We start from the raw sequence: 12,506 nt of genomic DNA on the forward strand, positions 1-12,506 counted from the left end.
CATTTAATTATTAATACCAGTCTTTAATTTTTTTATTCCTGACTAACGCAGTACACATATTTTCAAGTCGTTGACCAACTAAGCTGTAATCATGCTGGTTACACCAAGCGTTTGCTGCAGAGCTTACTGCTTGTGAAACCGAGCTCTTATTGCTGATTTCGCTAAGTGTTGCCACGATATCCTCAGCAATGATTTCTGGACTAAATCCATTAAATTTAAATACTGCATCACCAAGGTCATCAAAAATAGGGATCGGTGTTACCATGACAGGTTTAGACGTTGCCATACCGTAACGCACAGCACCGCTTGCCGACTCTCCAGTGTCTTGATACGCAAATAATAAGAGATCAGCATCAGACAATAACTTAAGACTTTCACTGTCAGGTAAAAATTCGTTATGAAATTCAACTAGAGAATAAAGATCATGTTCTTTTACATAATTTTTTAAAAAACGAACTAAGTTATTCGACTCGATTACCGGAAACTCAGCATTAACTAATTTAAGTTTAACCAGTTTATTACGATCACGTAGAATTCTGATAGCTTGTAATATTTCAATTAACCCCTTGTGAGGCAAGCAGAATCCATAAGTTGCGATTACTGGTACCTCTTCATTGAATTTATTACGTTTCGAAATAGATCTATTACTCAGCACTCCATGGGGGAATAGAGTAACATTGCTTTCAAGACCAAGTGATTTTAACCGATTGAGGTCAGGAAATGAATGTACCAGTAATCTATCACAAGATTGCAAAGCTGCTTTAATATGAATCAATTTGAAATTCTGTTCAGGCAACTTTTCTGGATCAACCGTTGAATGTAACGTCATGATTACCACAATGTCACGTTCTTTCAATGTTTGGATAAATTTGGATAATTCGGAATGATTAAAGAAACCGTAATTAAATTGAATAATAATAGTATTCAGTCGTGCTTTTACAATATGCTCTAAAACCATATCGAAATTATTAATTTCCTTACCAATATTCCAACTTCTTATACTTATATCATCTTTCGTATTTATCAGCTCTTGTCCGTTAGGCGAGAATATTGTTGAATTAACTCCTGGCATATTTCCTATCAAGTGCTGTGAATAGGTAGCAATACCACACTTGGTATTCCAAGTGGTAATCCAACCTATATCAGAGGGCTGATTAATCTCCCACTGCTTTGCTTTCAATGTGTGAAGTGCTGAAACAGATCTTTGCGCCACTGAAGACCAATTAAAAACCGAAAGAATCTTACTGCGGCCTTTTTGCGCCATTTCTTTTAACTTCTCAGGAGAAGTTTGTGAAGCAAATTTCATCTTATTAGCTAAATCATTAACATCTGAATCAACCCAAGCTGAGGAATATAATGCGAAATGAGTTTTAGCATGTGAATAACTGTAATCGATTAACCAGCTATTTTCCTCATCGCAAAAGTCCTTCTGTCCGCTCCAATTCGTCACTATTGCAGGCATGCCAGTCAGCATAGCTTCAGCAATTGGCAGTCCAAAACCTTCGGCACAACTCGGCGCAACCAAAACATGACATTGTTGATAGATGCTCTTCAGGTCAGCTTCATCAAGGTCGTCTTTAATAATTAATACATTAGGGAAATTAGGATTACTTTTTTGCCGTATAGCGAGGCTATCAGTAATATTATTATGCGGATTGTCAAAGGTCTTGATGATTAACGTTACATCATCTTCATAATTAAATGCTCGCTCATACGCATCCAACATCGCTTCTGCTCCCTTACGTGGGAAACAAGAAGATACATGTAAAAATCGGAATGAGTTAGTTTGTCCTAATGAATAATTTTTTGCAGTTATTTTTTCCCAGTGATCACACCCATTACCTGTAACAAATGCTGGAATTCGTAACCCATTATCGATTAGAATTTTTTTAACGTGAACTGAAGTACACAGTACAGCATCGAGTTCACGGTTAAAGTTGTGAATCCACTCAAGTGGAAATCCTGTCTCCTCCCAAGCATAGCAGTGTAATAATTTTATCTTTGCACTTAACTCTGTTACACGTGGCGGATATATATTTCGCGACTGCACTGATGGTGCTTTAATTTGCGGATTGATATCTCTTTTATTCCATTCACGTAAGTCTGCATTAGTTGATTTATTCATGAATGCAGAATCAGGTTTATAATCTCCGGGCCCCTCAGTAGAATGCAGAATCACTTCGGCCCCCTGAGAAGCAAGCCCTCGTGCAAACTCACGGTTGACAATTGCCAAGCTGTAAGATGAGTCAAATGGTCCATCAACCTGCCACTCGAGCGGGCTATCGAAAACTTGTATAAGCTCGATTAATTTCATGTTGCGATCCAGGGCATCTGCAACGCGCATTAAATCTTGCTTTGATGGTCTAACACGAGTACTGATTTTTTTTATTTGCTCAACAATAGATTCTTTTTCGCTAAAACCACAAATTTCAGTCTCTTTATTAAGAAGGTCAAAAGCATCTAAAGCGCGTTGAGCTGAAATTTCCCAAGAAAATTTTGCAGCCTGATTTATGGCATGTGCTTTTAGTGTACTTAAAAAATCCTCATCAACAATTGCTTGCCGCATTTTATCCGTAATTGACTGCTCCGAGAAAGGATCGAACAGAGCATCCTCCAGTCCAATTACTTCAGGTATACTGGTAACATTAGATCCAATAGTAGGCGCACCACACTTCATCGCTTCCAATATCGGAAGGCCAAAACCTTCATGTTCGGAAGCAAAAATAAATAAGAAGCAATTACGATAAAGTAGAATTAACTCATCATCAGTTACATAGCCAGTGAGAATTACATCCTTCTTGTTTAGACCTGCATTTTTTATGATATTTTGCAGAAGAATTCGGTCACTATCGTTAATCTTACTAATTATAACCAATTGTTTATTGAATCTTAATTCCGGTTCAATTGCAGAATAAGAGTTTATTAGTCGTTCGAAATTTTTTCGTTTATCAAACCCACCAGGAGCATAAAGAATTGCATCCTTCGTAATTGAAAATTTATTTTTTATATCTTCATAATTAATATCCAAAATTTCTTTATCATACCATTCATCATCAGTAGCAGACGAAATTGAAACGATCCGTGCTGACGTGTCGCATAGATGCTCTTTGGCTTCTTTCGCGGTATAGTCTGAATTTGTTAAAATAAGGTCGGCTTTTTGCAGATGCTCAATTTTTGCCATGTAATATTGACGAAAGCGAGTATCTTGTAAGTACACTTTTTCATTTACTAAAGGTATTAGGTCATGGTGAAGTACTGCCACCTTAAACCTGCTTTTTAACGACTTGATGGTGACGATAGCATCATCAATATGTCCTTCAAATAAGCTAGTAATAAAAACTAAATCAACCTGTAAAGAGCAAAGCATTTCCTCTCGTAACAGAGTTGCTGCTCTTTGACGCCATTCGTTGCCTTCATCACAGGCTCTTAAAGGAGATGGTAATTGACATATAATAAAGTTGCTTTCGGGCAATAAGCCGTTAAATGCAAGTTTAATCGCATCAATAGTGTGGCTAAAGTTTCCATTTAATAAAATATAAAATTCATGATTTTTATTATTGCGAAGTATGGCCTTGGTTATAGATAAAGAATAGCGACCAATACCTCTATATCTACTTTCGGTTTGCGCGCCTTGCAAATCAATAACTATCTTCATCACCTATCACCTTTATTAACTTGATCTTCATGGCTCTTTAACTCTTCAAATATTTCAACGGCACGACCAGTCATATTATTATGATTTTTTTCAGCTATGGAATGATCGTAAATTTTCGATTTTTTTTCACTGGAAATAGTATTAAGATAGATTTTACGGATGGCACTATATATACCAACTTTACGCATCATCAATAATATTTTAGTTCTATATCCAGGGTTTTTGCCCATTAAAATTATTAAACGATTTAAAACTTTTTTCATCAAGGCGCTTGCAAGGTATTTAAATCCTTTTTTGCGCGCGGCATTAATACGTTTTAATATATCCACCACCCTACGTATAGGTGATGTTACTCGCCATGAGCTACTCAAATAGACTGCACTTAATTGTTGGTTTAGTTCACTATTATTGATTGCAAGTTCTGCATTAGTTTCTGCCAACTTCTTATTGACCTGACTAAAGGAGTTTATTTTTTCATGAATAAGTTCAAGTTCAGCCGAATAATTAGAAGATATTCTTTCAAATTTAAGATTTAAAGAGGCATCATAACGATCAGCGAGTTCATCTAATGTCACTCCAATTTTTTTTACAAAAAACTTATTTAGTTGGCTATGTAAATTATTGTGTCCGGCTTTTTGAGCTACTATGCTATAGTCGGGACTTACGCCTTTCAAAACTTCTGTTAACGCAACTTCAGTTTCTTCAGATCTTATCCGAGGGCTCTCTTGTAGCCTAACAATGCGGGTTCTTTTAAACCCATAGTAGTCAGGTAAAAATTTAAGTAACTCAGGAGGTAAGGGGTTATGGTGTGTTGGGTCCATGTAAAATGAACAACTACCAACACTTACGTTTTCAGGATTGGGTGTTTCCAAGATAAGTAACCCCCCCGGTTTTAAAACTCTGAGAGCTTCACTGACAAGCGTATGTACGATATTAAAAGGAAGATGCTCAACAATATGGAAACCAGTGATTGCCATTAGACTATCGTCAGTCTGCCTTTTCAGAAAGTTTATACAATCATCTTGTTCTATATTTAAGCCATCTTTGCGTGCTACAGCAAGCATCCCCTCATCTAGATCTACACCTATTCCCTGAATTTCATTATCGCGCAATAGCTTTAGCCACTCACCACGACCGCAGCCAATATCAGCGACTACTGAATCTGGATAAAATTCGTGCAAGCTGGTCATTAAAGGTAAATATACAAGTAATCTTTGACGAATTTCATCGGTACTTCCACGATGTTTATCTTCAAACTTTCGATAAAAATTATTGCTCACCTTTGATCTCCAATTGCGGCGGAATCCAAGCTACTCCTATGAATGACTGTTTACCACTGTTGACTACGGTAAATACCAGAGCAAGATCACGCCATTCATAATTTCTAGCAACATGCGTATCGGAAGAATGAAGTGCTACTGCCAAAGAATATGACCCAATTCCTAAATTAACGTCAAAAGTAAATTCGTATTCAACTTTTCTGCCTGCGAGAACGTTATTCAGTACTTTCTTCATATGATAAGTATTTGTACCAAAGACGGGCTGACCCAGTCTGTCTTTAATAGCATAGCCGACTACAAGCTCATCAATAGTTTCATTAACCATAACAGAGATTTTTAAAGTAATAGACTGCCCGACATGCAAAGTTTCAATAGATGCACCCTCTGCATTGAGTAGTTTAATGTCGGAGATAGATGCCTCTCCGGTGCCAGAGAGTGTTGCAAGTTTGCCATCATTGCTACTGAGCTTTATTGATTTCTTTTCTTTATCAGCTAATAAGGCGTTATAATAATCCATCACTGACTCTGGCTCACCTTCCATCGCAATTTCACCTTTATTCAAAAGAATTGCGCGGTCGCAAATACTTTGGATTGCCTGTTTGTCATGTGAAACCAGCAATAACGTTGTCCCATTGCGTCTGAATTCCCGAATTCGCTCAAAGCTTTTGTGCTGAAAATAGGCATCGCCTACAGATAGCGCTTCATCTATAATTAATATATCTGGACGTATGGCAGTGGCAACACTGAAAGCCAGCCGAACTTGCATCCCACTAGAATATACACGTACTGGCTGATCAATATAATCTCCAATTTCCGCAAATGACTCAATTTCAGGCATTAGAGTATTTATTTGCTCAACTGAAAGACCCAAAAGCTGTCCGGACATAAATACGTTTTGTCGACCAGTAAAATCGGCGTGAAAACCCATACCTAACTCAAGCATTGCTGCCACTCTGCCTGCAATATCTATACTACCCGATGTTGGTTTTGCAGTGCCAGTTATCAACTTTAATAAGGTACTCTTCCCTGCTCCGTTGATACCAATAATGCCAACCGCTTCACCTTCATTGATTTCAAAGCTGATATCTTTCAATATCCATTTAAGCGTATGTTGCGCCTTAATACCAGGCACCATCCACTCAATTAGACGATGCACTTTCCTCTGATAAATTTTGTATGCCTTACCCACGCCTGAAACAAATATATGTGTCATTAAAGTTCATCCACCATTTCAGCCGCATGCCTTCTAAATAAAATCAAACCATAAGCACAAAATATAATGGCTAATACTAGTACCGGAACGAGAGAACCCCAATCAGGCATTTTATGATAGGCAAAAATACCTTGATAAGATTGCATCAGTCGTGCAACCGGATTGTACATAAGTATTTTATGTGCCCATTGGGGCAGTGAATTTAGTACGTAAACTATTGGAGTGAACCAAAACCAGAACTGGAGTAATACACTAACAAACTGCCCTACATCACGGAAGAAGACATTCATCACTCCAAAAATCATGCCTAATCCAGCTGCAAATGCAATTTGGAGTAGAATTACAGGAAGCATTGAAAGAATTAGCCAACCTGGAAAGTTACCCGTAAATATAAGGAATATCAAAAAGAGTGAAAATATTATCAAAAAGTTTAGCACCGCAGATGCAACAACTATAAAAGGTAAACATATTTTAGGGAAGCTAAGTTTTTTGATTAAGTTGGCGTTGTTAATAAATACTCCTTGGCTCTTATCCAAGATTTCAGTAAATAACCCCCAAGTTAATACTCCTGAGCAAAGATATATGCTATAAGCGAATGACCCGGAATTATCCGGCATTCTGGCTTTCATTACCTGAGAAAATACAAGTGTATAAACTAATATCATCGCAAGAGGTTGTAACACCAGCCATATAGCACCAAGCATGCTTGATTGATAGCGGGATTGAAAATCCCGCTTGATGCTACTAACAATAAAGCCTCGATATTGATATAGAGATTTAAACATGTCAAGCATGATCAACTTCATCCAAGAAAGCGAGTATATCCTTAGTTCTTTCTTCCATAAGTTTTTGGTTTTCACGGCTCTCTACATTAAGTCTCATCAATGGTTCTGTATTGGAAGTCCTCAGATTAAAACGCCATGAATCGAACGACATGCTTAAGCCATCTATTTTATCGATCTGCAACACATCGGAAAAATATTTGTCTTCAATGGCTGCAATTAGGGTATGAGCACGATTAACTTTACGGTTAATTTCACCTGAGGCTGGAAAATGAGCCATACGATCCATAACTAGCGACTGTAAACTCTTATTCTTAGTTTGCAGCAACTCTGCAACTAATAGCCATGGAATCATTCCGCTATCACAATAAGCAAAATCACGGAAATAGTGATGCGCGCTCATTTCGCCGCCATAAATTGCATCTTCTTCACGCATACGTTCTTTAATAAATGCATGTCCAGTTTTAGACATCACTGGAATCCCACCTGCTTTCGTCACGACATCAATCGTGTTCCAGGTCAGCCGCGGATCATGGATAATTTTGGCACCCTGCTCTTTCTTAAGGAAAGCCTCTGCCAACAATCCTACGATGTAGTAGCCTTCAATAAACTCTGCATTTTCATCAAACAGGAAACAGCGGTCAAAATCACCGTCAAAAGCGATACCCATATCTGCATTATGCTCACGCACTGCATCTGCGGTATCTTTACGGCACTCTGGCAACAGAGGATTAGGGATTCCGTTCGGGAAGTTACCATCGGCCTGATGATGAACTTTAATAAAGCTGACTGGTACGTTTGCCTGCTTAAAGCGCTTTTCGATCTCATCAATCACGTGGCCAGCGGCACCGTTACCTGAGTTAATCACCAGCTTCATTGGCTGTTTAAAATTAGCCAGATTGATATAGCCCATCAAATGGTCGACATAAGCATCTAAAATTGAGATTTGCTTATAGCTGCCACGCTTGGTGCTATCGACATTAGCAAACTCATTGGCTTCTGCCAGACGTTGAACATCACGCAAACCAGTGTCGCCGCTGATTGGGCGCGCGCCTTCGCGCACCAATTTCATTCCGTTGTAGTTCATGGGATTGTGGCTGGCCGTCACTTCAATACCGCCATCAATACCCAAATGGAAAGTGGCGAAATAAATCTCTTCAGTGCCACTCATGCCAATATCAAGTACATCCGTACCGGCATCCATTAAACCATTGGCCAGCGCCATTTTAAGTGCTTCGCTAGTCAGGCGGACATCGCCACCAACAACAATAGTTTTTGGTTTAAGAAATTCGCCATAAGCGCGACCAATACGATAAGCAATATCTTCGTTTAGCTCTTTGCCCAGCTCACCACGAATGTCATAAGCTTTAAAACACGTCAGTGCATCCATTTTTATTATTGTCCTTATTTAGGGGCAAATTGTTCTTTAATCAAAATCAGGTCGTCATCACCCAAATATGAGCCAGACTGAATCTCAAGCAGTTCCAGAGGAATTTTCCCTGGGTTCTCCAGCGTGTGCTGGTGACCAATTGGAATAAAGGTCGATTGGTTTTCAGTCAACAATAAAGTCTTATCCTGAATGGTGACTTTCGCAGTGCCGGAGAGAATGACCCAGTGCTCGGTGCGGTGGTAATGCATCTGCAACTCGAACGCTTCACCCGGTTTTACGGTAATTCGGTTCACATTAAAGCGCCCCGTATTGACCACCAGATCGCAGCGACCCCAAGGCCAATAGGTTTCACGATGGCGACGGTATTCGCTACGGCATTCGCTTTTCAAAAATTCAACCACGCGCTTAACGTCTTGCACCTGATCTTTACGCGCGACGAGTACTGCATCTTTAGTGTTAACGATGACAAGATTTTCCACGCCAATAGCTGCTACCAACTGGTCTTCACTGTTGATGTAGCAGTTTTTGGTGTTATGCAGGAAGGTATCGCCTTTGAGTGAGTTGCCCGCGGCGTCTTTTTCATTCACTTCCCAAAGCGCTGACCACGAGCCGACATCGCTCCAACCGGCATCAAGTGGCACAACCACTGCAGCATCGGTTTGCTCCATTACGGCGTAATCGACAGATTCATCCGGGCAGGCAATAAAATCTTCTTTATCAATATTGATAAAATCTTGCCCTTCCTGCACGCCAGCCATGGCACGACGACAGGCATCAAGAATGTCAGGGCGGAATTTTTCCAGCTCTTGCAGGTAACGTTTAGCGCGGAACATGAACATACCGCTGTTCCAGTAATATTCACCTGACGCTAAATAATCTTCCGCTGTTTTAAGATTCGGCTTCTCTACAAAGCGCTGTACGCCAAATGGGGCGTCTTCAGCATCTGCAATCTGCGCGCCACGGTGGATATAGCCATAGCCCGTTTCTGGGCCTGTCGGCACAATACCAAAAGTGACTAAATGCCCCTGCTTGGCATATTGAGTGGCTGTCGCAATTGCCTGATGAAACGCAGCACGGTTTTCAATCACATGATCGGCAGCCAGAACCAATAGGACGGGATCGTCACCCTGCTCAATCGCGTTAATGGCAGCGAGCGCAATCGCCGGTGCGGTATTACGACCAACAGGTTCAAGGATAATGTTGTGGGAGAGTTTGTTAATTTGCCGAAGCTGCTCTGCAACCAGAAAGCGGTGTTCTTCATTACAGATGACCAACGGGGCACGAGCTTCCACACCTGTCAGGCGATTTACTGTTTCCTGCAGCATTGAGTACTGCCCGTGCAGACTAATGAACTGCTTAGGATAGAGTTCACGTGAAAGGGGCCACAAACGACTGCCGGTTCCTCCGGCCATGATTACGGGAAGTAACATTCCACAACCTCTAATGTGTCTTTTTAGACTGCTATATCATTTATCAGCGGGTTATTTTTTCATCAAAAATTAAAATAGCCACGCTACCGCCCTTGGCTTGCAGCAACCACTATGCTGTGTAACAAGTCATTCCTCTGTTTTCGAGCTCAGAAAGTTAAATGGTCAAAATTGCAGCAAGAATCGACCTATTCCGAGACCACCGCAAATAATACATTTTGTGCTGCAGAATTAACATGGTTATTGTCTGATGACCTGGCTAGAAATCTTAACAACCTCTTAATGGTCGACATATGTACAACCTGTTGACTCACAAGAATATAGTCGATTTTCCAAACAATTAAAGTCACCACTTTTTTAACGCTAAAACAGTAAGATGGGGTGTGATGGAGTAGATTTGCGTTTAGGAGTATTCCTGCCATTAATATGCACACCCTGAATAAAAAACAACCTAAGCAATCAGAGCTTAAAATATTCAGGCATAAAAAAACCCGGCATTTACCGGGTTTTAAGTTTTTTAATTATCTGTTATTCAAATCCATTCGGATTCTTCGACTGCCAGTTCCACGTATCACGCATCATGGCATCAATCCCGCGCGTCACGCGCCAGTCCAGTTCGTTGTTCGCTAGTGTCGCATCTGCCCAGAACGCTGGCAGATCGCCGTCACGGCGTGGCTTAAACTCAAACGGAATCGGCTTACCGGACGCTTTCTCAAACGCCTTGATCATCTCCAGCACGGAGAAGCCCACGCCGCCACCGAGGTTGTAAGCTTTGTAGCCTTCAACTTTGGCTAAGTGGTCCAGCGCTTTCAGGTGCCCTTCTGCCAGGTCGACAACGTGAATGTAGTCGCGCTGTGCGGTGCCATCTGGCGTGTCGTAATCATCGCCAAACACGCCCAGCTTCTCCAGACGGCCAATCGCCACCTGCGCGATGTACGGCAGCAGGTTGTTAGGAATGCCGGTTGGATCTTCACCGATTTCACCAGACTCATGCGCGCCAACCGGGTTGAAGTAGCGCAGCGCGATGGCCTTGAAGTTCGGTTCGGCTTTAGCGAAGTCGCGCATCACGAATTCGATCATCAGCTTCGAGGTACCGTACGGGCTGGTGGTGCCGCCAATTGGCGTGGTTTCCACGTAAGGAACCGGTGCATCGGCGCCATAAACGGTCGCAGATGAGCTGAAGATGAAGTTCCACACGCCAGCAGCGCGCATCTCTTCCAGCAGCACCACAGTGCCAGCCACGTTGTTTTCGTAGTATTCCAGCGGCATGCGCGTGGACTCACCAACGGCTTTCAGTGCGGCGAAGTGAATCACAGCGCTGATATCGTTAGTGGCAAACAGGTCACGCAGGCAGGCGCGATCGCGGATATCGCCTTCAACGAACACCGCTTTTTTGCCTGAGAGCTTTTCCACGCGGTTAATGGCTTCGCGGGAAGCATTGCAAAGGTTATCCAGGACCACAACGTCGTCGCCGCGCTCTAACAGCGCCAGCACCGTATGGGAGCCGATGTATCCCGCTCCGCCCGTTACCAAAATAGCCATGTGTACTCCTTTAAACCGCGCTAAGGGCGCGGTAGAGAATGAGAAAGCTTATTTCGCCAGGATTTTCTGAATAGATTCGCGGAAATCGCGGCCCTGATCGTTGTTACGCAAGCCGTAAGAGACGAATGCCTGCATATAACCGAGTTTACGACCGCAGTCGTAGCTGGTACCGGTCAGCAGCTGCACATCAACTGGCTTCTTCTTGCTCAGAGAGGCGATAGCATCGGTCAGCTGAATACGGCCCCATGCGCCCGGCTCAGTGCGCTCCAGCTCTTCCCAGATATCTGCTGAGAGCACATAACGGCCAACTGCCGTCAGGTCAGAATCGGTAGAACCCGCTTCTGGCTTCTCAACAAAGCTGGTGATGGTGCTGATATCGCCTGGGTTATCAATCGGCTCTTCGGTGGTCAGCACGCCATATTCAGTAAGATCTTCGCCCGGCATGTGTTTCGCCAGCACCTGGCTGTGGCCGGTATCTTCGAAGCGAGCAACCATCGATGCGAGGTTATAACGCAGGTGGTCAGCGGTGGAGTCATCCAGCAGCACGTCTGGCAGCACCACCACAAATGGGTTGTCGCCAATCATTGGACGCGCGCACAGCACAGAGTGGCCCAGGCCTAACGGGTTGGCCTGACGCACGTTCATGATGGTCACGCCCGGCGGACAGATTGACTGCACTTCGCTCAGCAGCTGACGTTTAACGCGCGCTTCTAGCAGCGCTTCCAGCTCGTAAGTGGTATCGAAGTGGTTTTCCACTGCATTTTTGGAAGCATGGGTGACCAGCACAATCTCCTTGATGCCAGCCGCGACGCATTCGTCAACAATGTATTGAATCATTGGTTTGTCGACAATTGGCAGCATCTCTTTCGGAATGGCTTTCGTCGCAGGAAGCATATGCATACCGAGACCCGCAACGGGGATTACTGCTTTAAGCTTGGTCATATTTATTCCATTTCATGAAGTGAATACGTGGGGTCGATTATGCAGGATCGGCCGGTCGAGCAAGTATAATCTTTATCTGAAAAACCGGCACTAACTCTCTGTCACACCATCAAAAATCGCCAATTTGGCCGGTAAAAACGCCGAAATGCCAATGAGGAACCGATGCGCTAAACCGCTGAAAAATCGTGAAAGGATTTGTGATGACGAGACCAGAGATTGACTGAAAGCTGTGTTGATAATGCGCCATAAATGGCGCCGCTACGGACCGTGTAAAC

General features: G+C 42.5%; 8 protein-coding genes. All 8 read right to left on the bottom strand.

What is annotated here, in order from left to right; genetic code table 11:
• Positions 1–10: 10 nt before the first annotated feature.
• Positions 11–3,655, bottom strand: coding sequence for a glycosyltransferase (locus PO881_RS12370; protein ID WP_280171855.1), 3,645 nt, complete (start codon positions 3,653–3,655; stop codon positions 11–13).
• On the bottom strand, positions 3,655–4,935 hold the full coding sequence (locus PO881_RS12375; protein ID WP_280171856.1) for a class I SAM-dependent methyltransferase: 1,281 nt from the start codon (positions 4,933–4,935) through the stop codon (positions 3,655–3,657). The genes PO881_RS12370 and PO881_RS12375 overlap by 1 nt, the downstream gene beginning before the upstream one ends.
• On the bottom strand, positions 4,925–6,148 hold the full coding sequence (locus PO881_RS12380) for an ABC transporter ATP-binding protein (RefSeq protein WP_280171857.1): 1,224 nt from the start codon (positions 6,146–6,148) through the stop codon (positions 4,925–4,927). The genes PO881_RS12375 and PO881_RS12380 overlap by 11 nt, the downstream gene beginning before the upstream one ends.
• Complete coding sequence (locus PO881_RS12385; protein WP_280171858.1) at positions 6,148–6,942, bottom strand: ABC transporter permease; 795 nt, start codon at positions 6,940–6,942, stop codon at positions 6,148–6,150. Before PO881_RS12385 ends, PO881_RS12380 begins: the two co-directional genes overlap by 1 nt.
• On the bottom strand, positions 6,935–8,320 hold the full coding sequence (gene cpsG, locus PO881_RS12390) for a phosphomannomutase CpsG (protein ID WP_280171859.1): 1,386 nt from the start codon (positions 8,318–8,320) through the stop codon (positions 6,935–6,937). The genes PO881_RS12385 and cpsG overlap by 8 nt, the downstream gene beginning before the upstream one ends.
• A gap of 14 nt (positions 8,321–8,334) precedes the next feature.
• Complete coding sequence (locus PO881_RS12395; protein ID WP_280171860.1) at positions 8,335–9,750, bottom strand: mannose-1-phosphate guanylyltransferase/mannose-6-phosphate isomerase; 1,416 nt, start codon at positions 9,748–9,750, stop codon at positions 8,335–8,337.
• Positions 9,751–10,275: 525 nt separating this feature from the next.
• Positions 10,276–11,289, bottom strand: a complete 1,014-nt coding sequence (galE, locus tag PO881_RS12400; RefSeq protein ID WP_280171861.1) for a UDP-glucose 4-epimerase GalE — start codon at positions 11,287–11,289, stop codon at positions 10,276–10,278.
• A 48-nt stretch (positions 11,290–11,337) separates the two neighbouring features.
• The gene (galF, locus tag PO881_RS12405) at positions 11,338–12,231 is read right to left on the bottom strand and encodes a UTP--glucose-1-phosphate uridylyltransferase GalF (protein ID WP_101763372.1); all 894 of its coding nucleotides are present in this window, start codon (positions 12,229–12,231) and stop codon (positions 11,338–11,340) included.
• Between the last annotated feature and the right edge of the window lie 275 nt (positions 12,232–12,506).

Origin of the sequence: Pantoea sp. SS70 (assembly GCF_029866845.1) — a bacterium.
In the GTDB taxonomy this organism is placed as follows: Bacteria; Pseudomonadota; Gammaproteobacteria; order Enterobacterales; family Enterobacteriaceae; genus Pantoea; species Pantoea leporis.

Bases quoted from the DNA above. Each gene is read 5' to 3' on its own strand.
- galE (WP_280171861.1), bottom strand. From the start codon at position 11,289: ATGGCTATTTTGGTAACGGGCGGAGCGGGATACATCGGCTCCCATACG.
- PO881_RS12385 (WP_280171858.1), bottom strand. From the start codon at position 6,942: ATGCTTGACATGTTTAAATCTCTATATCAATATCGAGGCTTTATTGTT.
- cpsG (WP_280171859.1), bottom strand. From the start codon at position 8,320: ATGGATGCACTGACGTGTTTTAAAGCTTATGACATTCGTGGTGAGCTG.
- galF (WP_101763372.1), bottom strand. From the start codon at position 12,231: ATGACCAAGCTTAAAGCAGTAATCCCCGTTGCGGGTCTCGGTATGCAT.
- PO881_RS12380 (WP_280171857.1), bottom strand. From the start codon at position 6,148: ATGACACATATATTTGTTTCAGGCGTGGGTAAGGCATACAAAATTTAT.
- PO881_RS12395 (WP_280171860.1), bottom strand. From the start codon at position 9,750: ATGTTACTTCCCGTAATCATGGCCGGAGGAACCGGCAGTCGTTTGTGG.
- PO881_RS12370 (WP_280171855.1), bottom strand. From the start codon at position 3,655: ATGAAGATAGTTATTGATTTGCAAGGCGCGCAAACCGAAAGTAGATAT.